General features: G+C 57.0%; 24 protein-coding genes and 3 pseudogenes. 16 read left to right on the plus strand and 11 right to left on the minus strand.

Features of this window, described 5'->3' with window-relative positions; translation table 11 throughout:
- Positions 1-10 precede the first annotated feature (10 nt).
- From E3U32_RS23795 to E3U32_RS14225, 7 genes and pseudogenes are all read left to right on the plus strand, one after another.
- A pseudogene (locus E3U32_RS23795) lies at positions 11-823 on the plus strand (phage integrase); the annotation flags it as partial.
- A gap of 47 nt (positions 824-870) precedes the next feature.
- Positions 871-1,042: pseudogene (locus tag E3U32_RS23965) on the plus strand (site-specific integrase); the annotation flags it as partial.
- A complete protein-coding gene (locus E3U32_RS14205; RefSeq protein ID WP_134349295.1) occupies positions 1,035-1,757 on the plus strand; it encodes a hypothetical protein in 723 nt (240 codons plus the stop codon). The pseudogene E3U32_RS23965 and the gene E3U32_RS14205, both read left to right, overlap by 8 nt.
- 182 nt (positions 1,758-1,939) lie before the next feature.
- Positions 1,940-2,260 (plus strand): metalloregulator ArsR/SmtB family transcription factor, encoded by a 321-nt coding sequence (locus E3U32_RS14210; RefSeq protein WP_134349296.1) that lies wholly within the window; start codon positions 1,940-1,942, stop codon positions 2,258-2,260.
- Between the two features lie 40 nt (positions 2,261-2,300).
- Entirely contained in the window at positions 2,301-3,590 is a 1,290-nt protein-coding gene (locus E3U32_RS14215) for an arsenic transporter (RefSeq protein WP_134349297.1), read from the plus strand.
- Positions 3,591-3,602: 12 nt separating this feature from the next.
- Entirely contained in the window at positions 3,603-4,034 is a 432-nt protein-coding gene (arsC, locus tag E3U32_RS14220; protein ID WP_134349298.1) for a glutaredoxin-dependent arsenate reductase, read from the plus strand.
- Positions 4,035-4,152: 118 nt separating this feature from the next.
- Positions 4,153-4,923 carry an SDR family NAD(P)-dependent oxidoreductase gene (locus E3U32_RS14225; RefSeq protein WP_134349299.1) on the plus strand — a complete coding sequence of 257 codons (771 nt, stop codon included), beginning with the start codon at positions 4,153-4,155 and terminating at the stop codon, positions 4,921-4,923.
- Here the strand turns inward: E3U32_RS14225 and E3U32_RS14230 are convergent.
- On the minus strand, positions 4,920-5,471 hold the full coding sequence (locus E3U32_RS14230) for a TetR/AcrR family transcriptional regulator (RefSeq protein ID WP_023335053.1): 552 nt from the start codon (positions 5,469-5,471) through the stop codon (positions 4,920-4,922). The genes E3U32_RS14225 and E3U32_RS14230 overlap by 4 nt on opposite strands.
- 81 nt (positions 5,472-5,552) lie before the next feature.
- On the opposite strand from E3U32_RS14230, the gene E3U32_RS14235 reads away from it, so the two are divergent.
- On the plus strand, positions 5,553-6,767 hold the full coding sequence (locus E3U32_RS14235; protein WP_134349300.1) for an MFS transporter: 1,215 nt from the start codon (positions 5,553-5,555) through the stop codon (positions 6,765-6,767).
- Positions 6,757-7,569, plus strand: a complete 813-nt coding sequence (locus E3U32_RS14240) for a Cof-type HAD-IIB family hydrolase (RefSeq protein ID WP_134349301.1) — start codon at positions 6,757-6,759, stop codon at positions 7,567-7,569. The genes E3U32_RS14235 and E3U32_RS14240 overlap by 11 nt, the downstream gene beginning before the upstream one ends.
- Before the next feature lie 60 nt (positions 7,570-7,629).
- Here the strand turns inward: E3U32_RS14240 and E3U32_RS14245 are convergent, their stop codons facing one another.
- Positions 7,630-8,862 carry an MFS transporter gene (locus E3U32_RS14245; protein ID WP_134349302.1) on the minus strand — a complete coding sequence of 411 codons (1,233 nt, stop codon included), beginning with the start codon at positions 8,860-8,862 and terminating at the stop codon, positions 7,630-7,632.
- A 168-nt stretch (positions 8,863-9,030) separates the two neighbouring features.
- Here E3U32_RS14245 and E3U32_RS14250 point away from each other — a divergent pair, with 168 nt between their 5' ends.
- From E3U32_RS14250 to deoR, 3 genes are all read left to right on the plus strand, one after another.
- Positions 9,031-9,756: a phosphatase PAP2 family protein gene (locus tag E3U32_RS14250; protein ID WP_134349303.1), complete on the plus strand. Its 726-nt coding sequence runs from the start codon at positions 9,031-9,033 to the stop codon at positions 9,754-9,756.
- Positions 9,757-9,763: 7 nt separating this feature from the next.
- A complete protein-coding gene (ybjG, locus tag E3U32_RS14255) occupies positions 9,764-10,372 on the plus strand; it encodes an undecaprenyl-diphosphate phosphatase (RefSeq protein WP_134349304.1) in 609 nt (202 codons plus the stop codon).
- 68 nt (positions 10,373-10,440) lie between these two features.
- Positions 10,441-11,199: a DNA-binding transcriptional repressor DeoR gene (gene deoR, locus E3U32_RS14260; RefSeq protein ID WP_134349305.1), complete on the plus strand. Its 759-nt coding sequence runs from the start codon at positions 10,441-10,443 to the stop codon at positions 11,197-11,199.
- Positions 11,200-11,286: 87 nt separating this feature from the next.
- Here the strand turns inward: deoR and dacC are convergent, their stop codons facing one another.
- Entirely contained in the window at positions 11,287-12,492 is a 1,206-nt protein-coding gene (dacC, locus tag E3U32_RS14265) for a serine-type D-Ala-D-Ala carboxypeptidase (protein ID WP_134349306.1), read from the minus strand.
- Positions 12,493-12,733: 241 nt separating this feature from the next.
- Here dacC and E3U32_RS14270 point away from each other — a divergent pair, with 241 nt between their 5' ends.
- Positions 12,734-13,360 (plus strand): glutathione S-transferase family protein, encoded by a 627-nt coding sequence (locus tag E3U32_RS14270; protein WP_047346980.1) that lies wholly within the window; start codon positions 12,734-12,736, stop codon positions 13,358-13,360.
- Here the strand turns inward: E3U32_RS14270 and E3U32_RS14275 are convergent, their stop codons facing one another.
- Both E3U32_RS14275 and bssR read right to left on the minus strand, forming a co-directional pair.
- The gene (locus E3U32_RS14275) at positions 13,361-14,479 is read right to left on the minus strand and encodes a PQQ-dependent sugar dehydrogenase (protein WP_134349307.1); all 1,119 of its coding nucleotides are present in this window, start codon (positions 14,477-14,479) and stop codon (positions 13,361-13,363) included. It lies immediately after the preceding gene.
- Between the two features lie 106 nt (positions 14,480-14,585).
- Positions 14,586-14,969, minus strand: coding sequence for a biofilm formation regulator BssR (gene bssR, locus E3U32_RS14280; RefSeq protein WP_134349308.1), 384 nt, complete (start codon positions 14,967-14,969; stop codon positions 14,586-14,588).
- A gap of 216 nt (positions 14,970-15,185) precedes the next feature.
- On the opposite strand from bssR, the gene rimO reads away from it, so the two are divergent.
- Entirely contained in the window at positions 15,186-16,511 is a 1,326-nt protein-coding gene (gene rimO, locus E3U32_RS14285; protein ID WP_134349309.1) for a 30S ribosomal protein S12 methylthiotransferase RimO, read from the plus strand.
- Positions 16,512-16,574: 63 nt separating this feature from the next.
- Here rimO and gsiD read toward each other — a convergent pair whose 3' ends face one another.
- The 5 genes and pseudogenes from gsiD to iaaA form a co-directional block, all read right to left on the minus strand.
- Entirely contained in the window at positions 16,575-17,486 is a 912-nt protein-coding gene (gsiD, locus tag E3U32_RS14290; protein WP_134349310.1) for a glutathione ABC transporter permease GsiD, read from the minus strand.
- Position 17,487: 1 nt separating this feature from the next.
- A complete protein-coding gene (gene gsiC / locus E3U32_RS14295) occupies positions 17,488-18,408 on the minus strand; it encodes a glutathione ABC transporter permease GsiC (protein WP_134349311.1) in 921 nt (306 codons plus the stop codon).
- 5 nt (positions 18,409-18,413) lie between these two features.
- Complete coding sequence (gene gsiB, locus E3U32_RS14300; protein WP_134349312.1) at positions 18,414-19,952, minus strand: glutathione ABC transporter substrate-binding protein GsiB; 1,539 nt, start codon at positions 19,950-19,952, stop codon at positions 18,414-18,416.
- A gap of 23 nt (positions 19,953-19,975) precedes the next feature.
- The gene (gsiA, locus tag E3U32_RS14305; protein WP_134349313.1) at positions 19,976-21,847 is read right to left on the minus strand and encodes a glutathione ABC transporter ATP-binding protein GsiA; all 1,872 of its coding nucleotides are present in this window, start codon (positions 21,845-21,847) and stop codon (positions 19,976-19,978) included.
- Positions 21,834-22,797, minus strand: a pseudogene (gene iaaA / locus E3U32_RS14310) (beta-aspartyl-peptidase). Before iaaA ends, gsiA begins: the two are co-directional and overlap by 14 nt.
- A gap of 188 nt (positions 22,798-22,985) precedes the next feature.
- Here iaaA and moeA point away from each other — a divergent pair.
- Positions 22,986-24,218 carry a molybdopterin molybdotransferase MoeA gene (gene moeA / locus E3U32_RS14315; RefSeq protein WP_134349315.1) on the plus strand — a complete coding sequence of 411 codons (1,233 nt, stop codon included), beginning with the start codon at positions 22,986-22,988 and terminating at the stop codon, positions 24,216-24,218.
- A gap of 1 nt (position 24,219) precedes the next feature.
- On the plus strand, positions 24,220-24,972 hold the full coding sequence (moeB, locus tag E3U32_RS14320; protein ID WP_134349316.1) for a molybdopterin-synthase adenylyltransferase MoeB: 753 nt from the start codon (positions 24,220-24,222) through the stop codon (positions 24,970-24,972).
- 86 nt (positions 24,973-25,058) lie between these two features.
- Here moeB and fsa read toward each other — a convergent pair whose 3' ends face one another.
- Positions 25,059-25,721 carry a fructose-6-phosphate aldolase gene (gene fsa / locus E3U32_RS14325; protein ID WP_104949044.1) on the minus strand — a complete coding sequence of 221 codons (663 nt, stop codon included), beginning with the start codon at positions 25,719-25,721 and terminating at the stop codon, positions 25,059-25,061.
- Positions 25,722-25,741: the final 20 nt, after the last annotated feature.

A 25,741-nucleotide genomic window follows, 5' to 3' on the forward strand; every position in this document is an offset into this window, starting at 1 on the left:
ATTCTCATACATGGAGGCTTATTTATGGCAGAACGAAAAGCTTGACACAGGAAAATGGATTTGCGAATGCTACCCCACCGGTCGTAGCGGTCATCGTGTACGTAAGCAGTACGCCACCAAAGGGGAAGCTCTAGCTTTTGCGTCACATAATAGATGAGGCAGAGGCAAAGCCCTCGCTGGGTGAATCGGTAGACCGTCGGACTCTAAAAGACGTGGTTGAACTTTGGTTCAAGCTGCACGGCAAATCACTGACCGCCGGAGAGCCTGTTTACTACAGAATGTTCCTCATTGATGCATGGGAAATACTCTCGCTACTGATCTCAGTTCGAAATTATTCATGCATTACCGTGATAAACGCCTGAAGGGTGAAATTTTTTTATGAGAAATTATGGAAGAAAGGTGCCAGCCCGCTAACCATCAACCTTGGACAAAGTTATCTCAGCGGATTATTTAGCGAGTTGGCTCAACTCGGCTATTGCACGACACCAGACCCGCTGGAGAACGTGCGTAAGTTCACGATTGCAAAAATGGAATGGCTTGACTGACACATGAGCAAATCACTTAACTTTTGTACGACTGTAATCGCCCAAGACCCCTACTCACCCTCGTTGTTAAAATCTGCCTGAGCAAAGGGGAATGAGGGGTAAAGCCGTTAACCTGACCCGTTCTAAGGTTACAAAATACCGGATCGCTTTCATCAGAACCAAAGGTACTAAGAACCGCAGTATCCCACACAGCAAAGAGCTGTACGAGTAAATAATTGCTCTGGACGGCTTTAGGTTCTTTATGGACTGCTATTTCCAGTATCTTTCCGTGACCGATTATTCTTCCTTGTGGGCAACTAACACAACTTCTGTGCCACTTTTCATCATTTCTGATGGGAATATTCTTGTTCTGCTAAAAAACAGCAGGACACGACGACATCAAAATGACAATGCGTTATGCTCACTTAGTGCCTGATCACTTAGAAAAAGCACTTCGTTTCAATCCAATTGGAATATTAACGCTTTCTGATGCAATTAAAAGGTCAAACAATGGTTAAGCTTTCTTTTCAATTTCCAATTTACGATTTTTCCTTAACTTTTGAGATAATCAATACATTAATCATTCACAGTGAATCATCTATTGATAAAGGGATAAAAGAATATATGGAGAAAGGACCAGAGGAATATGTAATCGATATATCACCAGATGAAGGATATTATAATTCAATAGATTACTACATGGGCCTTGATAGTTCATCTGTTGATCTTGATGAAATGTTTATAGAGTATTACCCAAGCGTATTTCGCAGGTCAGTTTTTTTAACTATCTTTGGGATGTTTGAGCATGAAATTGAGAAATTCTGTAAAAACTTTGCGAATAAACATCTCATTCCAATAAACATTACAGATCTCAAGGGGAGTGGATTTGAACGAAGCCACCTTTTCATTCAGAAAATAGTGGGAATGGAGACTACAGTTCAGTATAATAATATAAAAAAGATAACTAAGTTGAGAAACAGTTGTGCACACAATGATGCCAGATATGTAGAGAACGACGGACAAAATATCAAACTAATCACTGACCTAATGGATGCACACCCGGACCTTTTCAAAAAAGACTTGAAACAAGTTCTATTCATGAGTGGCTCTTTATCTATGATTTTAGAATCTTTTAAAGAGTATCTTAATGAAGTGGAACAGGCATTAGAGAAGTATGAACAGCGCAGCTCTAGTGGCGACAAAGTGGCGGCAGCGGTTGGCATTACCCCGTAATCGTCCCCCCTTACCACCAACCTAACTTATTGATTATCTTGCAAGTCATTGTTTTCACTAACCCATTTACATAAATGGTTTTTTGTTGCCTGAAATTCCCCTCCCTCTAATCCCACCTTCTCTCTTACCATCAAAACATATATGATTAAACATATATAAAAATCACACCAGCAGGAAACCCCATGGTTCACCCGCTCCAACTCTTCAAAACCCTATCCGACGAAACGCGGCTCGCCATCGTTATGCTGCTCCGCGAAGCGGGCGAGCTGTGCGTCTGCGATCTCAGCTCCGCGACCACCGAGTCGCAGCCTAAAGTCTCCCGCCATATGGCCCTGCTGCGCGAATCCGGGTTGGTTATCGATCGCCGTGAGGGGAAGTGGGTGTATTACCGTCTCTCTCCGAACATGCCTGCGTGGGCGGCAACCGTTATCGACAACAGCTGGAACTGCCTGCGGGACGAGACCCGTATGAAGCTGAAAAACCGACTTCCGGGCTCGTGCTAGGAAAAACACATTCACAAAAACAGATATAACGGAGTAAACGATGTTTCTGGCAGGGGCTATTTTTCTGTTTACGCTGGTACTGGTCATCTGGCAGCCCAGAGGGCTCAGTATCGGCTGGAGCGCCACCATCGGTGCCGTGCTGGCGCTGGCCAGCGGGGTGATCCACATTAACGATATACCTGTGGTGTGGAATATCGTCTGGAACGCCACGGCAACGTTTATCGCCGTCATCATCATCAGCCTGCTGCTGGATGAGTCCGGCTTTTTCGAGTGGGCGGCGCTGCACGTTGCCCGCTGGGGAAACGGTCACGGGCGATTGCTGTTTACTTATATCGTGCTGCTGGGCGCAGCCGTGGCGGCGCTGTTTGCCAATGACGGCGCGGCGCTGATCCTGACCCCTATCGTTATCGCCATGCTGCTGGCGCTGGGGTTCAGCAAGCAGGCCACGCTGGCGTTTGTGATGGCGGCAGGCTTTATCGCCGATACCGCCAGCCTGCCACTAATTGTCTCGAACCTGGTCAACATCGTATCGGCAGACTTCTTTAAGCTAGGGTTCAGCGAATACGCCTCGGTGATGATCCCGGTGGATATTGCCGCAATTGCCGCAACGCTGGCGATGCTGCATCTCTTCTTCCGCAAGGAAATTCCCCCGGAATATGACCTGGCAAAACTCCGCGAGCCCGCGCGGGCCATTCACGACCTCCCGACGTTCAGAACGGGCTGGATCGTCCTGCTGCTTCTGCTCGTCGGCTTCTTTGTGCTTGAACCTCTCGGCATTCCGGTCAGCGCCATTGCGACCGTCGGCGCGCTAATTTTATTCGCTGTCGCAAAACGCGGACATGCGATAAACACCGGAAAAGTGCTGCGCGGCGCACCGTGGCAGATCGTTATCTTCTCGCTGGGGATGTATCTGGTGGTGTACGGCCTGCGCAATGCCGGGCTGACGGAATATCTCTCAGGCGTACTGAACAGCCTGGCCGGACACGGGCTGTGGGCTACCACGCTAGGTACCGGGTTCATCACCGCGTTCTTGTCATCCATAATGAACAATATGCCCACGGTGCTGATTGGCGCGCTCTCTATTGATGGCAGCACGGCAACAGGATTGATAAAGGAAGCGATGATTTACGCCAACGTGATTGGCTGCGATCTGGGGCCGAAAATCACGCCCATCGGTAGCCTTGCCACCCTGCTCTGGCTCCACGTGCTGGCGCAGAAAAACATGACGATTACCTGGGGCTACTATTTCCGGACGGGCATCATTATGACGCTGCCGGTCCTGTTTGTGACGCTCGCCGCGCTGGCGCTACGTCTCTCCTTCACACTGTAATGAGCCACTGATATGAGCCACATCACCATTTACCACAACCCGGCCTGCGGCACCTCGCGCAACACGCTGGAGATGATCCGCAACAGCGGCACGGAGACAGAGATCGTTCTTTATCTGGAAACGCCGCCGTCGCGCGATAAGCTGACCACACTGATTGCCGATATGGGCATTTCAGCGCGGGATCTGCTGCGTAAAAACGTGGAGCCCTATGAACAGCTCAGCCTTGCCAAAGATAACTTCACCGACGACCAGCTTATCGATTTTATGCTGCAATACCCGATCCTGATTAACCGTCCGATTGTGGTGACTCCGCTGGGCACGCGCCTGTGCCGTCCGTCTGAAGTCGTCCTCGACATCCTGCCGGACGCGCAAAAAGGGGCTTTTGCCAAAGAGGATGGCGAAGCCGTTGTGGACGCCAGCGGGAAAAAAATCTCGCCAAAGTAACCCATTGAAAATGTCACAGTAAAACCTGCCAACGACATCCCCCACCCGCCGGCCGGGTTGCATCAGCCGAAACCCGGCACATACTTTTGAGGGTTAAGTCTGGTGAGGGTATGCAGGTATGGGTCTTAAAAACAAAACCGCCATCATCTTCGGCGGCAGCGGCGCCATCGGCAGTTCAGTGGCACACGCTCTTGCGCGTGAGGGGGCGGATGTATACCTCGCTGCACGTGACCACGCCAGGCTGGAGCAGGTCGCCGGCAGCATTCGCGCCGAGGGAGGGTCTGCCAGCACGTTTGCTTTCGATGCGCTCGATGATGCCTCGCAGCTCCCGGACCTTGCCCGCATTGATATCGTCGTCAACGCCACGGGCTTTATGCACAATCAGGGCAAACGCCTTGAGGCGTTAACGCTCGACGAGTTCAGGCAAGGTTTCGATCCCTTCCTGGCCGCGTATTTTAACATTGCGAAAGCCGCGTCGCCCCGTATGGGCGGCGAGCGTGACGGGACCATAATTACCGTCGTCGCCCCCGCCGCCAACATGATAATGGCGGGCCACCTCGGGCATATCGTCGGCTGCGCGGGAACGGAAGCCTTGACCCGAGCGCTTGCGGCTGAGCTGGGGACACAAAATATTCGCGTACTCTGCGTGCGTTCGCACGCGATAGCCGACGCGGTGAAGGCGGGTTCGTATGTGGGTGCCATTTTTGCCGAAAAGGCGCAGGTGATGGGGATTACGGTTGAGCAGTTTCTCAGTGGCGCAGCGCAAAGTACCCTGACGCATCGCCTGCCGACGCTGGCGCAGGTGGCAGACACCATTACGTTTCTGGCCTCAGATGCGGCAAGCGCCATGACGGGAACCACCGTCAATATGACCGCGGGCGCAACCTAGCAGCCGCCCTCGCCCGCAATCCTGCCCACCATCGCCCGGATCTCTTCGCGGGTTAAGGGCGCCCGGTCAGTAACGTAGTGCAGCGTCATCCCTTCAATAAAGGCATCCAGCGCGCGGGTGGTGACCGGGTCGAACCACTGCTCCAGCGTAGTCTGGCTCATCTTCATCCAGTCCTGCATCACCGTTTTGAGCGCCGCGCTGCGGTGCATAAAGGCGTAGAGCTGATACATCAGCGCCATGTTGTGCGGCGTGGTCACCTGCGAACTGTGGATCAGCGTGGTGATGGATTCGCACGCCATTTCCGGCCCGGTGACGCCAGCAAAGAAATCCCGGTACTGCTGCGACATCTGCCGGGTAAACCACGTGAAGGCCTCCTCCAGCAGCGGTTCCATGCCGTCGAAATAGTAGGTCATCGATCCCAGCGGCACGCCCGCGCAGGTGGCGATTTTACGGTGCGTGACGGCGTGAATACCGTGCTCGGCAATGGTATCGAGCGTTGCCTGCAGGATCTTCTCCCGGCGATGCGGATCGTTCGGTGGTCTGCTCATAAATTCCTCACGTGGTTTATGTACAAATGTACACAAACTTGCTAGTGTTGTCGCTATTGTTGTACTTCTGGTGCTACCCCAATGACGCTGACCTCTCCCCGTAAAGCCCTGCAGCTACGCCTGTGGGCGCTATTTATGTTCTTCTTTATTCCCGGCCTGCTGATGGCCTCCTGGGCCACGCGCACGCCCGCCATTCGCGATATTTTGTCCGTATCTACTGCTGAGATGGGCATCGTGCTGTTTGGCCTGTCGATAGGCTCGATGAGCGGCATCCTCTGCTCCGCGTGGCTGGTGAAGCGCTTCGGTACGCGAGCAGTGATCCGCACCACCATGTGCTTCGCGGTGGTCGGGATGTTCGTGCTGAGCGCCGCGCTGTGGTGTGCGTCGCCGGTTCTGTTTGCCCTGGGGCTGACGGTATTTGGCGGCAGCTTCGGCTCGGCGGAAGTTGCCATCAACGTTGAAGGGGCGGCGGTCGAGCGCGAGATGAACAAAACCGTGCTGCCAATGATGCACGGCTTTTATAGCCTCGGCACGCTGGCCGGTGCCGGCGTGGGCATGGCGCTGACGGCCACTGGCGTGAGCGCGAATCTGCATATCCTGCTGGCGGCGCTGGTGTGCATCATTCCGATTCTGACCGGCATCCGGGCGATCCCGGACGGTACCGGCAAAAACTCCGCTGACGAACAGCATTCGGCCGAAAAAGGGCTGCCCTTCTACCGCGATTTTCAGCTGATGCTGATTGGCGTGGTGGTGCTGGCGATGGCGTTCGCGGAAGGGTCCGCCAACGACTGGCTGCCGCTGCTGATGGTGGACGGTCACGGCTTTAGCCCGACCTCCGGCTCGCTGATTTACGCCGGGTTTACGCTGGGGATGACCGTAGGACGCTTCACCGGCGGCTGGTTTATCGACCGCTACAGCCGCGTGGCGGTAGTGCGTGCCAGTGCCCTGCTCGGCGGCCTGGGCATCGCGATGATCATCTTTGTGGATGTGGACTGGATTGCCGGCGTCTCGGTGATCCTCTGGGGGCTGGGCGCGTCGCTCGGCTTCCCGCTGACCATTTCAGCCGCCAGCGACACCGGCCCGGATGCCCCGACGCGCGTCAGCGTGGTGGCGACCACGGGCTATCTCGCCTTCCTGGTCGGGCCGCCGCTGCTCGGCTTCCTCGGTGAGCACTACGGGCTGCGCAGCGCCATGCTGGTGGTATTAGGGTTGGTCATCATCGCGGCGCTGGTGGCGCGCGCGGTAGCAAAGCCGGAAACAAAACAAACGACACTGGAGAAGGGATATGAGCGTTAAACTGATCGCCGTCGACATGGATGGCACTTTTCTGAGCGATGCCAAGACCTATAATCGCCCGCGCTTTCTGGCGCAGTACGCCCGGATGAAGGCGCAAGGCATTCGCTTCGTGGTTGCCAGCGGTAACCAGTACTACCAGCTCATCTCCTTTTTCCCGGAGATTGCGCATGAAATTGCCTTCGTCGCCGAAAACGGCGGCTGGGTCGTGAGCGAAGGTGAAGACGTCTTTAACGGTGAACTGTCGAAAGCCCATTTCGCCACCGTCGCGAACGTGTTAAACGACGTGCCGGGTATTGAGATCATCGCCTGCGGCAAAAGCAGCGCATACACGCTGAAATGCTATGACGACGGCTTTAAAGATATCGCGGCGAAGTACTACCACCGCCTCGAAATGGTCAGCGATTTCGACAACCTGAACGATATTTTCTTCAAGTTCGGGCTCAACGTGTCTGACGATGAAATTCCGCGTATTCAGGCGCTGCTGCATGAAAAACTGAGTGACATCATGGTGCCCGTCACCACCGGTCACGGCAGTATCGATCTGATTATCCCCGGCGTGCATAAAGCCAACGGTCTGCGGATCCTGCAAAAGCGCTGGGGCATAGACGACAGCGAAGTGGTGGCCTTCGGGGACAGCGGCAACGACGTGGAGATGCTGCGTCAGTCCGGGTTCAGCTTTGCGATGGCGAATGCCAGACCGCATATTAAAGCGGTGGCGCGTTTTGAAGCGCCGCATAATAACGACGAAGGCGTACTGGATGTGATTGAGAAGGTGTTGAACGGGGAGGCACCGTTTAATTGACCGCGTGCGGTCTGGTGCCCTCACCCTGACCCTCTCCCACGGGGAGAGGGAATAAACAGGTTAAGGTTGCAGGGCGTTCCCGACGCGTTTGTCTTTCAGGAACACCACCATCAGTCCAACCCACAGCGCGCCGTTGGCGAGGTTAAACAGACTGAACAGACCGTTGCCGCCCATCGCGTAAGCATGTTTGCTCACCTCGATTCCGACGGTAAAAATCAACATCTGCAGCATCCCCATCGCTGCTGACACCGTACCTTTGCTCATCTCGCTGGCAAACAGCGTCAGGCGCACCAGCCCGGCGTTCGCCACGCCAATCCCGAAGGCGTAAATGCTCAACCCTGCCGTCATCCACAGATAAGCGTGAGATGACGCGACGGTTGCCACCGCAGCCAGAATCAGCCCTGCCGCAATCGGCCAGCCGCCCATGATAATCAGTGAACGCACGGTGCGTCGTGACGTCAAACGTGCCAGCACCAGGTTGCCGATAATCAACGCGCCAAAGATCGGCACCTGCAGCAGACCGTACTCATAGCTGCTGAGCTTTTCACCGCTGATGATAATGACCGGCGACTGCGCGATCCAGGCCAGCAGCGGCAGGCTAACGAACCCGGTCGCCAGCGCGCCCGCAACAAAGCGGACATTCTTCAGCACTTCTTTGTAATCCCGCCCCAGCTCTTTCAGCGAGAGTTTCTCGCCGATGCGGGTGGCCGTTTCCGGCATCGCACGGTGCAGGCCAAAGAACGCGAAGGCGGCGAGAACCGCAAAGAGCACGAACATCCCTTCCCAGGGCGCAACATGGACCCACGCGGCCCCCACCAGCGGCCCGAGTAACGGGGCGATCAGCGCCACGTTCGCCATCAGCGCGGTAATTTTGATACACACCGCCTCTTCAAACGACTCCTGAATGGCGGCATACCCCACGGCACCGATAAAGCACAAGCTGACCCCCTGCAGGAAACGCAGCAGGGTGAATTGTTCAATGTTTTGCGCCAGCAGCGTGGCGAGACAGGTCACGATGAACCACACCACGCCCGTCAGCATCACCGGACGACGGCCAATACGATCCGACAGCGGGCCTAACAGCCACTGCAAAAACATACCGCCTGCCAGATAGGCGGTCATGGAGGTCGGTACCCACTCGATTCCCGCGTTGTACTGCGCCACAACGGTCAGCATACCGGGCTGGATCATATCGTTGCCGATATAGGTTGAGAATTCGTAGAGCACCAGACACAGAGGGAAAAGCAACGCCTGACGACCCAGACGTGAACCAGAAGAAGAACGGTTTAACATGCAATCTCTTTATAATGACAAAATCGCGACGAGTTTAATGAAATGCCGCAGCCCGAGATAGTGAATTATCGAGGAGAAACAGAAATAAAGCACATATCGTCTTTGTTTAAGGTTTCCTTAAGTTGACAGATTTATGATAGCCCGATTACTCGTCAACGACCCCAAATTATGGCACTCACCTCCCGTTCAGAATTGTCTAACTTACAGACAAATAAGACAAAACGCCTTTACCGCTTACCGGCCCGCTTTTATGGTTATCAGCTTTTCGTGCTGATTGCCCTTGCCGTGGTGTTTACGTGGCTATCGCGCGATGAAGCGCTCGACAGGTGGGTAACCGGCTTTTGGTATGACGCGGCAACGCAAAGCTTCCCGCTGCAGAAAGACCACCTGCTTGATCTGCTGAACCATCGCCTGGCGAAGTACATCGCCATCGCCTTAGGTGCCGTGGCGCTGTTTTACGGTGCTTACAAGCGTAACGCAAGGCTGGTCACCGCGGCGCTGCTGATGGGCGTTGGCGCGCTGGTGGTGGGCATATTGAAAAGCGTGAGCCATCACAGCTGCCCGTGGGATCTGGTGGAATATGGCGGGAAAGCCATGTCTTATCCCCTGTTCAGTTCCGCCCCTGCAGACAGCGGCCCGGGGCGCTGTTTCCCCGGCGGTCATGCCTCCAGCGGCTTTATGGTGATGGGGCTGTTTTTTGCCTTCTGGCGCGAGCGTCCACGTCTCGCCTGGTGCTTCATCGCGCTGGGCGTGGTGTTAGGTCTGGTGATGGGTTACGGCCAGGTCATGCGCGGGGCACATTTTTTCTCTCACAACCTGTGGGCTGGGTGGTGGGTCTGGTTTTCCCAGGTGGTGGTCTATGGCCTTATTTCCACCCGGTTTGCTAAAGAGTGATAACGCTATGTTAGAGAATCTGAATTATCAGCTGTTTTATCTGATCAACGCCACCCCGGCCTCGCCAGAGGCGATGATTGATTTCGCCACCTTTCTGGCAAAGGATCTGATCAGTATCGTGCCTGCGCTGGCAGCCATCCTCTGGCTATGGGGTCCCCGTAGCCAGGTAAAAGCGCAGCGCCAGTTGGTGATCAAAGTGGCAATGGCCCTGGGCGTGAGCATTCTGGTCAGCTTCGCTCTGGGCCATGTGTTCCCACACCCCCGTCCTTTTGTTGCTCACGTGGGCTACACCTTCCTGCACCATGCGCCGGATGACTCGTTCCCGAGCGATCACGGTACGGTTATCTTCACCTTCGCGCTGGCTTTCCTGTTCTGGCATCGCCTGTGGTCGGGTGCGGTCCTGATGGCGGCGGCCCTGGCAATCGCCTGGTCTCGCATTTACCTGGGCGTCCACTGGCCGCTGGATATGGTGGGCGGTTTCCTGGTCGGGCTGATTGGCTGCGTGAGCGCGGCGATCCTGTGGAGTCTCTTCGGTGACGCGCTCTACCGCGGGCTCTCTTCACTCTATCGCGCCATTTTCGCTATCCCGATCCGCAAAGGCTGGATACGTGACTAACCCCGACCTGACAGGTTACACTTGAACCCCCGCCCTGCGGGGGTTCACTTTTTTTATCCCGAGGAACTATGGAAACACGTCGCGATGACCGCATTGCTCAGCTGCTACAGGCGCTGAAGCGCAGCGATAAGCTGCATCTTAAGGAAGCCGCCAACCTCCTCGGCGTCTCAGAGATGACCATTCGTCGGGATCTGAACAGCGAAAGCGCGCCCGTCGTGCTGCTGGGCGGGTATATTGTGCTTGAGCCGCGCAGCGCCAGCCATTATCTGATCAGTGACCAGAAGACGCGCCTGGTTGAAGAGAAGCGCAAAGCCGCACGGCTTGCGGCTTCACTGGTACAGCCGCACCAGACCCTGTTTTTTGACTGTGGTACCACCACGCCGTGGGTTATCGAAGCCATCGACAGCAGCATTCCCTTTACCGCCGTGTGTTACTCCCTGAACACCTTTCTGGCGCTTCAGGAGAAACCCGAGTGCCGGGTGATCCTCTGCGGCGGTGAGTTTCACGCCAGCAACGCGATCTTTAAGCCGCTTAACCTGCAGGACACGCTCAGCAATCTCTGCCCGGATATCGCGTTTTATTCCGCCGCGGGCGTGAACGTGCGCCAGGGGGCGACCTGCTTTAACCTGGAAGAGCTGCCGGTGAAGCACTGGGCGCTAAGCGCAGCGCAGTACCATGTGCTGGTGGTTGACCACAGCAAGTTTGGCAAGGTGCGTTCGGCGAGAATGGGTGAGCTGGCGCAGTTTGATGCCATCGTCAGCGATTGCCGTCCGGATGACGACATTGTGGCCCATGCGAAGGCGCAGCAGGTGAAGTTGATGTATTGAGGTTATGCCGGGTGGCGGCTTTGCCTTACCCGGCCTACAACGGCTCGAACGTAGGCCGGGTAAGCGCAGCGCCACCCGGCAAAAAACTTAGTTGAACCAGCTGCCAAACCACCCGTGGAATTTCATCATCACGAAGTCCCACATCCGGCTGAAGAAGCCGCCCTCTTCGACCGCTTCCATCACAATCAGCGGACGCTGTTCAATCGACTTCCCATTAAGCTGGAAATCAATTGTCCCGACCACCTGGCCTTTTTTCAGCGGCGCGGTGAGCTGCGGATCGGTCAGGGTGTAGCTGGCCTTCAGGTTTTTCAGCTGGCCGCGCGGAATGGTCACTGACCCGCCTTCACCGGCGCCCAGATTCACTTCGCTCTTGTCACCAAACCAGACGCGCTGGCTGACGAACGTGGCATCCGGTTTAATCGGCGTCACGGTTTCATAGAAGCGGAATCCCCAGGTCAGGAGCTTTTCTGATTCGTTAAAACGGATGCGGTCGGTTTTGGTCCCCAGCACCACCGAGATCAGGCGCATATCGCCCTGCGTCGCGGAAGCCACCAGGTTGTAACCCGCGCCGGCCGTGGTGCCGGTTTTCATCCCGTCCACATTGACGTTGCTGCTCCACAGCAGGCGGTTGCGGTTCGGCTGACGGATTTTATTGAAGGTAAACTCTTTCTCTTTGTGGATGGCGTATTCATCCGGTACGTCGTGGATCAGCGCTTTCCCCAGCAGCGCCATGTCGCGCGCGGTGCTGAACTGGCCCGGCGCATCCAGGCCGTGAACGGTTTTAAAGGTGGTGTTGGTCAGGCCCAGCTTTTGCGCGTAGCCATTCATCAGGCCGATAAATGAATCCTGACTTCCCGCAACGTAATCCGCCAGCGCGATACAGGCGTCGTTGCCGGACTGGATAATCACCCCTTTATTTAAATCCGATACGGAAACCTGATCGCCCGGCTTCAGGAACATCACCGATGACCCGCGCAGCGCCGGGTTGCCGGTCGCCCAGGCGTCCTTCCCGATGGTGACCATATCGTCAAGCTTGATCTTGCCCGCTTTTATCGCCTGGCCTACCACATAGCTGGTCATGATTTTGGTCAGGCTTGCCGGGTCGAGTTTCTCATCCGCGTTGCCTTCCGCCAGCACTTTACCGCTGGAGTAGTCCATCAGGATCCAGGCGCGCGCATCCACAGGTGGCGCTTCTGGCGCAGCCTGCTCAGCCGCGTAGAGAGTTGGTGCAAACAGGAAAAGGAGCGCAGAGCCTGCCGCCAGGCTGCGCAGAGAAGTCATTTTTCGCGTCATAAATGCCACCCGAGTGTCCATTCAAAAATTACGTCACATCACCGTGTCGCAAGAAGCGATGAGTAATAGCGCACTAAAACCGTTAAAGAAACCCAACCAGGGTAAAGTTATTAAAGTTTATGCAATAACATTCAGATACGCTTTGATTAAGACGATTTTTTTGTCTTCTGTTGCGTAATTGTTAGGTTTATCTCACCATGGCGAAAAGCTGATTCGGATTCACATCTCATCGGGAGTAAATATGATTACGCTGTGGGGCAGGAATAATTCGACCAACGTTAAGAAAGTACTCTGGACGCTGGAAGAGCTGGATTTACCGTTCAATCAAATCATGGCAGGCATGTCGTTTGGCGTGAATAAAGAGGCCGACTATCTGGCCATGAACCCGAACGGGCTGGTGCCGCTGCTGCGCGATGATGAAACAGACGCCACGCTTTGGGAATCCAACACCATTGTTCGTTATCTGGCAGCCCAGTACGGACAAGGTCGTTTGTGGGTAGAAAACCCGGCCCGCCGCGCCCAGGGAGAAAAGTGGATGGACTGGGCGAACCAGACGCTTTCACCCACCCACCGCGTGATCCTGATGGGGCTTATCCGCACGCCGGAAGCCGAACGTGACTATCCCGCCATTCATGCCGCGCAGGATGCCTGCGAAAATCTGTTTGCGATGATGGATGACGAGCTGGCGAAGCACGCCTGGTTCTCCGGTGACGCGTTCGGCACAGGCGATATCGCCGTTGCGCCGTTCGTCTGGAACCTGACCAACATGGGCCTGAAGTGGACGCCGCGCCCTCACCTTGAGCGCTGGCTTAAACAGCTGAGCGAGCGCCCGGCGTACCGTAACGTCGTGATGATCCCGGTCACCTGATCACGCGCCGGACGGGCTGACTTTTAACAGCTGCCCGTCCGTCTCATCGGTCAGGACGTACAGATAACCATCTGGCCCCACCCGCACATCACGAATACGTTTATCCCGGTCGCCCAGAATTCGCCCATCCTCCGTGACCTTGTTACCCTCCACGCTCAGCACGATAACGTCCTTCTCCTTCAGCGCGCCGATAAACAGCTTGTTTTTCCACTGCGGGAAAACGTCGCTGTGGTAAAACGCCATGCCGCTCACGGCGGGTGACACTTTCCAGACGAACAGCGGTTTTTCGGTTCCCTCAACGTGCTCACCTTTGGCTTCGGGAATTTTCAGACCGCTGTAATTAATGCCGTGCGTCGCCAGCGGCCAGCCGTAGTTTTTCCCTTTCTCCGGGATGTTGATCTCATCCCCGCCGCGCGGGCCGTGCTCGTTCAGCCACAGCGTGTCGCTCCAGGGGTTCATCGCCATTCCCTGCGGGTTGCGAATGCCGTAAGACCAGATTTCAGGCCGCGCGCCGGGAGTATGCACAAAGGGGTTATCCGGCGGCACTTTCCCGTCGTCGGTGAGGCGCACCACTTTGCCCTGTAATTTGTCCAGATCCTGGGCCGTCGAACGCTGGTTGTTTTCACCGAGTCCGATAAAGAGGTAGCCTTTGCCGTCGAACACCAGTCGCCCACCAAAATGGTTACCGGTCGAGAGTTTCGGCATCTGGCGGAACACCACCTGGAAGGCTTCAATGCGCGTAAAATCGTCGCTTAAACGGCCATAGCCCACTGCCGTTCCGGCTTTGCCGTCATCCCCTGCTTCGGCATAGCTCAGCCAGATGCGGCGTGATTTTTCAAAATCCGGGGCGAGGACCACGTCCAGCAATCCTCCCTGACCGTTTGCCCAGACCTTCGGTACCCCGACGATAGGATCGGAAAGCCCTTTTCCGGCCTGCCAGCGTTTGAGCTGACCGCCCTTCAGGGTCACCAGCAGCCCTTGATTGTCCGGCAGGAACGCCAGGGACCAGGGATGATCGAGTCTGTTTTGCAGCACCTCAACCTTGACCGCTTCTGGCGCAGCAATCAGCGAAAAGGGAAATAACAACGCAGGCAGGAAAATCAGCGAGGATCGATGCATAACGCGCTCCTTTATCGGCATATGGCATAAAGGTTAGCCACTGCGTCCGGAGGCGTTATCACTTTTACAAAAGCTTAATCAGAAGGGGGAGTTGCCTCCCCCGGAATCAGTGCTGTTCAAGCTTCTCGTGCTCGTTCAGACACATGATGCATAGAGAGAGCGTGGTCAGGCAGTTTTCAAGCTTCTCCGCGTTAACAGCGATAAAATTCGGGCAGTCGTGGCGTCCATTCATCAAACATACCCCAGCGATGGAGAGCACTTCAGCGGCGCGGCGCAGTGCGATAAGCTCACTTTCGCCGTATTTCTCCTCAAGGGTCGGTGCTTTTTCACGCATGTAATTGCAAAGTTCAAACAGGTTATCACGCAGATGTTCGCTTTCGCTGACTGACATATACCCTTTTGCCTTCCTCAACTGCAGGTACGCGGCCAGGTCGATTCGGGCGTTGATCAGCTTGTTCAGCAGATCGCGTTTTAGTCTGTCAACGGTCATGCTCTTTCCTCCTCTGTCAGCCATTGTGCATAGTCAGAATAAGTACATTTTTTGTACAGTGTAATGCCTGAGATCAATTATTCTTAACTGATTAACATTATTTACAATGTTACAACGTCTGCCCGGCGCATCCGCCTTGCAAAGAGTGTATAAATCCCCCGCGATACGCTGTAAAATCCCGCCCTGATAACTCCATAATTGATGAATTTTTAACCTATGAGCAATGTTACGCACCAGCCGAAAATCGGCTTCGTCTCCCTGGGCTGCCCGAAAAACCTGGTGGATTCAGAACGCATCCTGACCGAACTGCGCACCGAGGGCTATGACGTGGTGCCAAGCTACGACAACGCCGATATGGTGATCGTTAACACCTGCGGGTTTATCGACAGCGCGGTTCAGGAGTCACTGGAAGCCATCGGTGAAGCCCTGACAGAAAACGGCAAAGTGATTGTTACCGGCTGTCTTGGCGCGAAAGAAGACCAGATCCGCGAAGTACACCCGAAGGTGCTGGAGATCACCGGCCCGCACAGCTACGAGCAGGTGCTGGAACATGTTCATCACTACGTGCCCAAACCAAAGCACAACCCGTTCCTGAGCCTCGTGCCGGAACAGGGCGTGAAGCTGACGCCGCGTCACTACGCTTACCTGAAAATTTCCGAAGGCTGCAACCATCGCTGCACCTTCTGCATCATCCCGTCCATGCGTGGCGATCTGGTAAGCCGTCCGATTGGCGAAGTGCTGGCGGAAGCGAAACGTCTGGCTGACGCGGGCGTGAAGGAGCTACTGGTCATCTCTCAGGATACCTCGGCTTACGGCGTGGACGTTAAACACCGCTCCGGTTTCCACAACGGCGAGCCGGTGAAAACCAGCATGGTGGGCCTGTGCGAGCAGCTGTCTAAACTCGGTATCTGGACGCGTCTGCACTACGTCTATCCTTACCCGCACGTTGACGATGTAATCCCGCTGATGGCGGAAGGTAAAATCCTGCCGTATCTGGATATCCCGCTGCAGCACGCCAGCCCGCGTATCCTGAAGCTGATGAAACGCCCTGGCTCCGTTGACCGCCAGCTGGCGCGCATCAAGCAATGGCGTGAAATCTGCCCTGACCTGACTCTGCGTTCCACCTTTATCGTCGGCTTCCCGGGTGAAACCGAAGAAGATTTCCAGATGCTGCTCGACTTCCTGAAAGAAGCGCGTCTGGACCGCGTCGGCTGCTTCAAGTACAGCCCGGTAGAAGGTGCAACCGCCAACGAGCTGGCGGAGCAGGTGCCGGAAGAGGTGAAAGAAGAGCGCTGGAACCGCTTCATGCAGCTGCAACAGCAGATCTCTGCTGAACGCCTGCAGGAGAAAGTCGGCCGCGAGATCATGGTGATTGTGGACGAAGTTGACGAAGAAGGCGCGATTGGCCGCAGCATGGCGGATGCCCCTGAAATCGACGGCGCGGTGTACCTGAACGGCGAAACCAACGTTAAGCCGGGTGATATTATTCGCGTGAAAGTTGAAAACGCGGATGAGTATGACCTGTGGGGTAGCCGGGTTTAATCTCACTACACCTCATTTGTAGGCCGGGTAAGGCGTAGCCGCCACCCGGCACATTCCCCTGCACTATCCCTTAATCCTCGGATCCAGCGCGTCGCGCAGTCCATCCCCCAGCAGGTTAAACGCCAGCACGGTCAGGAAAATCGCCAGACTCGGGAAGAGCGCCACGTGCGGCGCAATCACCATATCCGCCCTCGCCTCGTTCAGCATCGCCCCCCATTCCGGTGTTGGTGGCTGCGCGCCTAGTCCCAGAAATGACAGGCTGGCCGCCGAGATTATCGAAACACCAATACGCATGGTGAAATAGACCACGATGGACGACACCGTACCCGGCAGAATATGGCTGAACAGGATTGTGGCGTCGCTGGCGCCCATACTGCGGGCAGATTCGATAAAGGTTTGCTGCTTCAGCACCAGCGTGTTGCCGCGTACCAGACGCGCAAACGCCGGAATCGAAAAGACCGCCACCGCGATGATGACGTTCGCCATGCCGCTGCCCATTATTGCCACCACCGCAATCGCCAGCAGAATGCCGGGAAAGGCAAACAGCACGTCGCAGATGCGCATGATAATGCGGTCCCACCAGCCTTCGTAATACCCGGCAACCAGACCCAGCACGGTACCGATGGCCGCGCCGATCAGCACCGCGAAAACCCCGGCGGCAAGGGAGATCTGCGCCCCAACCAGCACGCGGCTGAAGATATCGCGCCCGAGGGAGTCCACGCCGAACCAGTGCAGCATCGAGGGTCCGTCGTTCAGACGGTCGTAGTCAAAATAGTTTTCCGCATCAAACGGCGCTACCCACGGCGCAACGATCGCCAGTGCGATCAGCAGCAGCACAAACAGCCCCGCCGTCATCGCGACCGGCTGACGGCGAAAACGCCGCCAGAATTCAGACCACGGCGTGCGGATATGTTCCGGTTTGAGCCCCGGCATAGCGTTTAAAACGGCCTGACGTCGCCAGTTCAACAATCGCATCTTACTTATACCTGATGGCCGGGTTAATGGCGGCGTAAAGCACGTCCACCACTAAGTTGATAAGAATAAACTCCAGCGAGAAAAGCAGGACTTCCGCCTGAATGACCGGGTAGTCGCGCATCTCGACGGAATCGACCAGCAGGCGTCCCAGCCCCGGCCAGTTGAAGACCTTTTCCACGACGATAGAGCCACCCAGCAGGAAGCCAAACTGCAGCCCCATCATTGTCACCACCGGGATCATCGCATTGCGAAACCCGTGTTTCAGAATGACCCACTTCTCGCTGACCCCTTTCGCCCGCGCGGTGCGAATATAATCCTCGCTCAGCACGTCAACGAACGAGGCGCGGGTGAAGCGGGCCATCACCGCCGAAACGGCAGCCCCCAGCGTCATCGAAGGCAGAATGTAATGCTTCCAGGTATCGGCCCCGACGGTTGGCAGCCAGCCCAGTTCGACGGAGAAGATCTGCATCAGCAGCATCCCCAGCGCGAACGCCGGGAAAGAGATACCGGTCACCGCCAGCGCCATACCGAGCTTGTCCGGCCAGCGGTTGCGCCAGACGGCTGCGACAATCCCGGCGCCAAGCCCAAACACGACCGCCCAGCTCATACTGGCAATCGTCAACCAAAACGTTGGCATAAAGCGGCTGGCAATCTCCTCCGACACCGGGCGACGTGACACCATGGAGATACCAAAGTCACCCTGCAAAACGTTGCAAATATAATGGAGGAACTGGATATACAGCGGCTGGTCGAGGCCAAGCTGTTTACGTACCAGGTCAATGACGGTGGCGTCCGCTTCTGGTCCTGCAATCAGACGCGCCGGATCGCCTGGCAGCATATGGACAAACAAAAACACCAGGACCGCCACAATCAGCAGCGTCGGGATAAGCCCCAGCAGGCGTTTACAAACATAATTCAGCATGAGGTTTATTTTAAATCCGCATCGTCAAAACTAAAGCCGGTGTCCGGCATGATGTAAAACCCGGTCAACGCTTTGTTATGGGCTGACACCAGTTTCTCCACCACCAGCGGCACCCACGGTGACTCTTTCCAGATAATGTCCTGAGCGTCTTTGTAGAGGCGTGCCTTCTCTTCCGATTTGGTGGTTTTCAGCGCATCGGCCAGGTCTTTGTCCACCTGCGGGTTACTGTAGAATGCGGTATTGAACAGGGTTGGCGGCCAGTTCTGCGAGGCAAACAGCGGCGACAGCGCCCAGTCGGCTTCGCCGGTGGAGGCCGACCAGCCGGTGTAGAACATCCGCACGCCGCTCTCTTTCTGCCCTTTCCCTTCCACTTCTGCCGCACGTTGCCCGGCATCCATCGCGGTGACCTGCGCCTTAATACCCACCTGCGCCAGCTGCTGCTGGGTGAACTGCAGCACCTTCTGCGCAGTACTGTGATTATGCGACGACCACAGCGTGGTGCTAAACCCGTTCGGGAAGCCTGCCTCTTTCAGCAGCTCGCGCGCTTTGGCCGGATCGTACGGCCACGGCTGATAGCTCTGGGCATACGCGATAGCCGGCGGCAGCACGCCGGTGGCCGGAGTGGCATAGCCTGCGAAGGCCACTTTCACCAGCGCCTGGCGGTTAATGGCGTAGTTGATGGCCTCACGCACCTTCGGGTTATCAAACGGCTTTTGCGTAACGTTCATGCTGATGTAGCGCTGCATGATCGACGGGCTGGCGACCAGCTCCAGCTTGCTGTTTTTCTGCAGAATCGCGGCCTGCTCATACGGGATCGGGAAGGCAAACTGCGCTTCGCCGGTTTGCAGCATCGCCGCGCGGGTGTTGTTATCCACCACCGGACGCCAGGTGATGGTGTCCAGCTTCGGCAGCCCCTGCTGCCAGTAGCCGCTGAATTTCTTCACCTTCACAAAGTCGGTCTGATTCCAGGTCACCAGTTCATACGGGCCGGTACCCACCGGGTGGAAACCAATCTCTTTACCGTATTTTTTCAGCGCGGCAGGAGAAATCATCGCCGTTGCCGGATGCGCCAGAATATTGATAAACGCGGAGAACGGCTCTTTCAGGGTGATTTTTACCGTCGTCGGGTCAACCACCTCGGTGCTGGCGATGTTTTTATACAGGTTATAGCGCTTGAGGCTATTTTCCGGATTGCTGGCGCGATCGAGGTTAACCTTCACCGCTTCCGCGTTGAAATCGGTACCGTCCTGGAACTTCACGCCGGTTCTGAGCTTAATGGTATACACCAGCCCGTCGTCGGAGACGGTGTATCCCTCCGCCAGCACATTTTTCAGCTTCATCTCTTTATCCAGGCCAAAAAGCCCCTGGTAGAAAGATTTCGCCACCGCCTGCGACAGCGTGTCGTTGGCGTCATACGGATCGAGCGTGGTGAAATTAGAGCCGACGGCGACCACCACATCTTTGGCAGCGAACGCGGGGGCAGCGGCCAGGGCTGCCGTCACGCTCGCGGCTAACAACCATCTACGCGCTACAAATGTAACCATTGTGTTCTCCTGCCTGTTGTAAGTTATAGCCGCGAAAAGGCGTTGTCCTGACGCGGAGGCGCCACAAAATGCCCCGGCCCGACCTCGCGCAGCGTGACACGCTCCACGGCCTCGCCGCGTTTACGAATATTGCTCGGCATTTCATCCTGCAGCAGCACGCGCTGGCCGTGACGATGCGCCGGATCGGCAACCGGAACCGCCGCAATAAGCTTGCGGGTGTACGGATGCTGTGGGTTCTCAAACACCGCTCTTCGCGGCCCGATCTCCACGATCTGCCCCATGAACATCACCGCCACGCGATGGCTGATGCGCTCGACCACCGCCATATCGTGCGAGATAAACAGAAAAGCGATGCCCATATCCCGCTGTAAATCGAGCAATAAGTTGATGATTTGCGCCCGGATAGAGACATCCAGCGCCGAAACGGATTCATCGGCGATCACCACTTTCGGGTTCAGCGCCAGCGCGCGGGCGATGCAGATACGCTGCCGCTGTCCGCCGGAAAACTCGTGCGGATAACGCCATGCGTGCTCCGGCTTCAGGCCAACGCGCTCCAGCAGCCAGGCCACGCGACGCTGTGCCGCCTCGCCGTCGAGCAGGTTATGTACCCGCAGCGGCTCCATGATCGAGTACCCCACCGTATGGCGCGGGTCGAGGGAGGCATACGGATCCTGAAAAATAAACTGAATATCCCGCCGCACCGCCTGCAGCTTGCTGTCCGGAAGGGTATCAATGCGTTCACCGTTAAAGGTAATACTGCCTTCCTGTGATTCCACCAGACGGAGCAACGCGCGCCCGGTGGTGGACTTACCGCAGCCGGACTCCCCCACCAGCGCCAGCGTTTCGCCCGGCCATAAATCAAAACTGACGTTCTCCACCGCATGCACTTCGCGCTTCACGCGATTCAACACGCCGCTGCGCAGCGGGAAACGGGTGACCAGATCGCGCACTTCCAGAATGGGCTTACCCGGCACCACGGTGTCCTGCTCGCGTTCGTCCTCCTCCTGCCCCGTCGCATCAAGAGAAATCAGCGGGAAGCGGCGCGGCAAATCACGGCCGTTCATGGCCCCAAGACGCGGGACCGCCGCCAGCAGTGCTTTGGTATAAGGATGGATGGGCGCGTGAAAAATCTGCTCAACCGGGCCGGTTTCCACCGCGTTGCCCTTGTGCATGACCAGCACGCGATCGGCGATATCGGCGACCACGCCCATATCGTGGGTGATGAATATCACCCCCATCTCCATCTCCTGCTGCAGCACTTTGATGAGCTGCAGGATTTGCGCCTGAATCGTCACGTCCAGCGCCGTCGTCGGTTCATCGGCGATCAGCACCGCCGGACGGCAGGAGAGCGCCATGGCAATCATCACCCGCTGGCGCATGCCGCCGGAAAGCTGATGCGGGTAGCGCCCAAGAATGGCCTGCGCTTCCGGAATGCGCACCAGCTCCAGCATCCGTCTGGCTTCACTGAGCGCCTCATCGCCGCTCAGCCCCTGATGCAGGCGGATGGACTCGGCAATTTGTTCCCCCACCGGGAACACCGGATTCAGGGACGTCATCGGTTCCTGGAAGATCATGGCAATATCCGCCCCGCGAACGCCCTGCATCTGCGAGCCGCTCAGCTCATTTAAATCAATGACCTGACGGTTGCGGCGGCGCAGGAGCATTTTTTCGCTGCTGATTTGCCCGCCCGTCTGCTCCAGCAGGCGCATCAGCGCCAGCGCGGTAACCGATTTACCGGAGCCAGACTCGCCAACAATCGCCAGCGTCTCGCCGCGCCTGAGCGAGAACGATAAATTCTGTACTGCGGGGATGAACTGCCGCTCTTCCTGAAACGCAATATTCAGTTGATGGACAGCCAGCACCTCGCGGTTGTCCAGCTCTTCACTGTGCGGCACGCGTTGCCCCCTTATTCACGATAGATCCCCGTGCTCGGCTCATCGCCGGCATATCCCCAGGCGCGATACATCCCTTCGCTGTTAAACGGCAGGGCCACGTTGCCCTCGCGATCCACCGCAATGAGTCCGCCGACGCCGCCCAGGGCAGGCAGTTTCTCCATCACCACCCGCTCGCAGGCTTCACTGAGGCTCAAACCGCCGTAGTCCATCAGCGCGGTGATGTCATAGGCCGCGAGGGTGCGAATAAACACTTCCCCGGTGCCGGTACACGACACCGCCGCCGTCGCGTTATTGGCATAACATCCGGCCCCCGGCAGCGGGCTGTCGCCGACGCGTCCGGGCAGCTTGTTGGTCATGCCGCCCGTTGACGTCGCCGCCGCAAGGTTGCCTGCTTTATCGAGCGCCACCGCGCCGACCGTGCCCATTTTGGTGGTTTCATCCAGCGGCGCGCTGTGGTCAAGCTGCGTCATGCCCGCCGAACGGGCCTCCAGCAGCTGCTGGTAGCGCTCTTCCGTGGAAAAAAGATCGGGGGATACCGATTCCATCCCGTGTTCGAAGGCGAACCGCTCTGCGCCAGCGCCCGTGAGCAGCACGTGCGGGCTCTCTTCCATTACCAGACGCGCCGCCAGCACAGGATTACGCAGGCGACTAACGCCCGCCACGGCCCCCGCTTTCAGGGTGATACCGTCCATCACGCAGGCATCCAGCTCGTGCGTTTCATCCCGGGTAAAGACCGAACCGATCCCCGCATTAAATAACGGACACTCTTCCAGCAGCCGCACCGCCTCGGTAACCACATCCAGCGCGCTTTCGCCCGCCTCCAGCATTTTCTGGCCCGTTTCGACAATGGCGTACAGCGCGTCAATGTAACGCTTTTCCTGCTCGGGACTGAGCTGTGCTCGGGTGATTGCCCCGGCGCCACCATGAATAGCGATTACCGCATTAACCATTCGCATCACCCGTTAGCCTGATTTGCGGCTTTTTCTATAAATATCATTATCGTCGATGAAACTTCAGATGATTTTTGAATATAGAAAGACGCAACTGTGATGTAAAGCGTACACCCATCGGGTCATACAGTTAGCCGCACTTTTCTGCCATAATGAGCGCTTTCGTTGTTACTGTGCAGGAGCCCACCATGGATTTTACCGCCGGACTGATGCCGCTTGAGACGGCACTCACGCAGATGCTTGACCGACTTTCTCCGCTGCAGGACGTTGAGACGCTGCCCCTCGTGCGCTGTTTTGGGCGTATTGCCGCGCGCGATATCGTCTCTCCGCTTAACGTGCCGGGATTCGATAACTCAGCGATGGACGGTTATGCGGTGCGACTGGCGGATCTCCAGACGGGTAACGCCCTGCCTGTGGCAGGTAAAGCCTTTGCCGGTCAGCCGTTTAGCGGTGAATGGCCTGCGAGCACCTGCGTGCGTATCATGACCGGCGCGCCGGTTCCGGCTGGCTGCGACGCCGTAGTAATGCAGGAAGAGACCGAACAGACCGACGACGGCGTGCGTTTTACCGCGAACGTTAAAGCGGGCCAGAACATCCGCCGCACGGGCGAAGATATCACGCTTGGCGCAACGGTCTTTGCCGCCGGACAGAAGCTGACGGTAGGTGAACTGCCCGTGCTGGCCTCCCTCGGCATCGCTGAAATCGACGTTATCCGTAAGGTGCGCGTCGCCGTTTTCTCCACCGGCGACGAACTGCAGCTTCCAGGGCAGCCGCTGCAGGACGGCCAGATTTACGACACCAACCGCCTGGCGGTACACCTGATGCTGGAGCAGCTGGGCTGCGACGTGATTAACCTCGGCATCATTCCTGACGATCCGGAAAAACTGCGCGCCGCGTTTATCGAGGCGGATAAGGCTGCAGACGTGGTCATCAGCTCGGGTGGCGTATCGGTTGGCGAAGCGGATTACACCAAAACCATTCTTGAAGAGCTGGGCGAAATCGCCTTCTGGAAGCTGGCTATCAAGCCGGGCAAACCGTTCGCCTTTGGTAAGCTCACGCACAGCTGGTTCTGCGGCCTGCCGGGTAACCCGGTCTCTGCGGCACTCACCTTCTACCAGCTGGTGATCCCGCTGCTGGCGAAGCTTTCCGGCAACCGTGCCAGCCCGCTACCGGAACGCCAGCGCGTGCGTGCCGCCACGCGCCTGAAAAAATCACCGGGCCGTATTGATTTCCAGCGCGGCATTCTGGCGCGCAACGCGGACGGTGAGCTCGAAGTGAGCACCACCGGGCATCAGGGCTCACATATTTTCAGCTCCTTCAGCCAGGGCAACTGCTTTATCGTGCTGGAGCGCGAGCGCGGCAACGTGGAAGCGGGCGAATGGGTTGACATCGAGCGCTTTAACCACCTGTTCGGAGGCTGACATGACGGTGGAGCTGAGCGACCAGGAGATGATGCGCTACAACCGCCAGATTGTGCTGCGCGGGTTTGACTTCGAGGGCCAGGAAGCGCTTAAGGCAGCGAGCGTGCTGGTCGTCGGCCTGGGCGGTCTGGGCTGCGCCGCCGCGCAGTACCTCGCTGCGGCGGGCGTGGGCAGGATGACGCTGCTGGATTTTGATACCGTGTCGGTGTCTAACCTGCAGCGCCAGACGCTGCACAGCGACGCGACGGTTGGCCAGCCGAAGGTGGACTCTGCCCGCGCGGCGCTGGCCCGCATCAACCCTAATTGTGAATTCACCCTGATTGACGCGATGCTGGATGACGACGCGCTGTTCGCGCAGATTGCCCTGCACGATCTGGTGCTCGACTGCACCGACAACGTGGCTATCCGCAATCAGCTAAACGCGGGCTGTTTTGCCCATAAAACGCCGCTGGTTTCCGGGGCGGCGATCCGCATGGAGGGGCAAATTAGCGTCTTCACGTACGCTGAGGGTGAACCCTGCTACCGCTGCCTGAGCCGTCTGTTTGGCGAAAATGCGCTGACCTGCGTCGAGGCAGGCGTGATGGCGCCATTGGTCGGCGTGATTGGCTCACTGCAGGCGATGGAAGCGATCAAGGTTCTGGCACATTACGGTACGCCAGCGGCGGGGAAAATCGTGATGTACGACGCGATGACCTGCCAGTTCCGCGAGATGAAGCTGATGCGTAATCCGGGATGTGAGGTTTGCAGCCAGTAAAAAAGTCGGGTGGCGGCTTCGCCTTACCCGACCTACAGCGGCTCGAACGTAGGCCGGGTAAGCGTCAGCGCCACCCGGCAACAGCATCAGATAGACGTCCGTCCAAACGCCCCCTGCCAGTCCTGCTCAAACTTCACAATCGCCGCATCCACGGCGGGTGATGTAATAAACTGCTGCGCCACGTCCAGCGGCAGCGTAATAGACTCACAGCCTGCCAGCAGGCAGTCCAGCGCCTGACGCGGGGTTTTAAAACTCGCGGCCAGCACTTTTGACTGCGGGGCATGCAGCGTCAGCAGCTGCTGTAATTCCACTACGGTCTGGATCCCGTCCCCGCCCTGCGCGTCCACGCGGTTAACGTATGGGGCAACATACTCTGCGCCCGCCAGCGCCGACAGCATCCCCTGGGCTGCGCCATACACTGCCGTGCCCAGCGTCGGGATCCCTTCTGCTTTCAGCATCTTGATTGCCGCCAGCCCTTCTGCGCTCACCGGCACTTTCACCACCAGATCGTTAATGATGGCGCGCAGCTTACGCGCATCTTCCACCATACCTTCCGCGGTAGTCGCCATCACCTGAGCGAACAGACGGCCTTTGCCGCCCAGCGCGTCGTGCAACGCCGGCAGCAGCTCGTCCAGCGGCGTTTTACCAGCCGCCACAATGCTTGGGTTGGTAGTCACGCCTGCCAGCGGAAAAATACGCGCCAGCTTTTTGACTGCCGCAACGTCAGATGTGTCGAGATAAAGTTCCATGATGTCACCCTCAAAATTAG

Origin of the sequence: Lelliottia nimipressuralis, assembly GCF_004402045.1 — a bacterium.
GTDB lineage: Bacteria > Pseudomonadota > Gammaproteobacteria > Enterobacterales > Enterobacteriaceae > Enterobacter > Enterobacter chinensis.

What these genes read in the sequence shown, in the direction of transcription:
- E3U32_RS14205 (WP_134349295.1), top strand. Translation starts at nt 1,035, where the DNA reads ATGGTTAAGCTTTCTTTTCAATTTCCAATTTACGATTTTTCCTTAACT.
- E3U32_RS14210 (WP_134349296.1), top strand. Translation starts at nt 1,940, where the DNA reads ATGGTTCACCCGCTCCAACTCTTCAAAACCCTATCCGACGAAACGCGG.
- E3U32_RS14215 (WP_134349297.1), top strand. Translation starts at nt 2,301, where the DNA reads ATGTTTCTGGCAGGGGCTATTTTTCTGTTTACGCTGGTACTGGTCATC.
- arsC (WP_134349298.1), top strand. Translation starts at nt 3,603, where the DNA reads ATGAGCCACATCACCATTTACCACAACCCGGCCTGCGGCACCTCGCGC.
- E3U32_RS14225 (WP_134349299.1), top strand. Translation starts at nt 4,153, where the DNA reads ATGGGTCTTAAAAACAAAACCGCCATCATCTTCGGCGGCAGCGGCGCC.
- E3U32_RS14230 (WP_023335053.1), bottom strand. Translation starts at nt 5,471, where the DNA reads ATGAGCAGACCACCGAACGATCCGCATCGCCGGGAGAAGATCCTGCAG.
- E3U32_RS14235 (WP_134349300.1), top strand. Translation starts at nt 5,553, where the DNA reads ATGACGCTGACCTCTCCCCGTAAAGCCCTGCAGCTACGCCTGTGGGCG.
- E3U32_RS14240 (WP_134349301.1), top strand. Translation starts at nt 6,757, where the DNA reads ATGAGCGTTAAACTGATCGCCGTCGACATGGATGGCACTTTTCTGAGC.
- E3U32_RS14245 (WP_134349302.1), bottom strand. Translation starts at nt 8,862, where the DNA reads ATGTTAAACCGTTCTTCTTCTGGTTCACGTCTGGGTCGTCAGGCGTTG.
- E3U32_RS14250 (WP_134349303.1), top strand. Translation starts at nt 9,031, where the DNA reads ATGGCACTCACCTCCCGTTCAGAATTGTCTAACTTACAGACAAATAAG.
- ybjG (WP_134349304.1), top strand. Translation starts at nt 9,764, where the DNA reads ATGTTAGAGAATCTGAATTATCAGCTGTTTTATCTGATCAACGCCACC.
- deoR (WP_134349305.1), top strand. Translation starts at nt 10,441, where the DNA reads ATGGAAACACGTCGCGATGACCGCATTGCTCAGCTGCTACAGGCGCTG.
- dacC (WP_134349306.1), bottom strand. Translation starts at nt 12,492, where the DNA reads ATGACGCGAAAAATGACTTCTCTGCGCAGCCTGGCGGCAGGCTCTGCG.
- E3U32_RS14270 (WP_047346980.1), top strand. Translation starts at nt 12,734, where the DNA reads ATGATTACGCTGTGGGGCAGGAATAATTCGACCAACGTTAAGAAAGTA.
- E3U32_RS14275 (WP_134349307.1), bottom strand. Translation starts at nt 14,479, where the DNA reads ATGCATCGATCCTCGCTGATTTTCCTGCCTGCGTTGTTATTTCCCTTT.
- bssR (WP_134349308.1), bottom strand. Translation starts at nt 14,969, where the DNA reads ATGACCGTTGACAGACTAAAACGCGATCTGCTGAACAAGCTGATCAAC.
- rimO (WP_134349309.1), top strand. Translation starts at nt 15,186, where the DNA reads ATGAGCAATGTTACGCACCAGCCGAAAATCGGCTTCGTCTCCCTGGGC.
- gsiD (WP_134349310.1), bottom strand. Translation starts at nt 17,486, where the DNA reads ATGCGATTGTTGAACTGGCGACGTCAGGCCGTTTTAAACGCTATGCCG.
- gsiC (WP_134349311.1), bottom strand. Translation starts at nt 18,408, where the DNA reads ATGCTGAATTATGTTTGTAAACGCCTGCTGGGGCTTATCCCGACGCTG.
- gsiB (WP_134349312.1), bottom strand. Translation starts at nt 19,952, where the DNA reads ATGGTTACATTTGTAGCGCGTAGATGGTTGTTAGCCGCGAGCGTGACG.
- moeA (WP_134349315.1), top strand. Translation starts at nt 22,986, where the DNA reads ATGGATTTTACCGCCGGACTGATGCCGCTTGAGACGGCACTCACGCAG.
- moeB (WP_134349316.1), top strand. Translation starts at nt 24,220, where the DNA reads ATGACGGTGGAGCTGAGCGACCAGGAGATGATGCGCTACAACCGCCAG.
- fsa (WP_104949044.1), bottom strand. Translation starts at nt 25,721, where the DNA reads ATGGAACTTTATCTCGACACATCTGACGTTGCGGCAGTCAAAAAGCTG.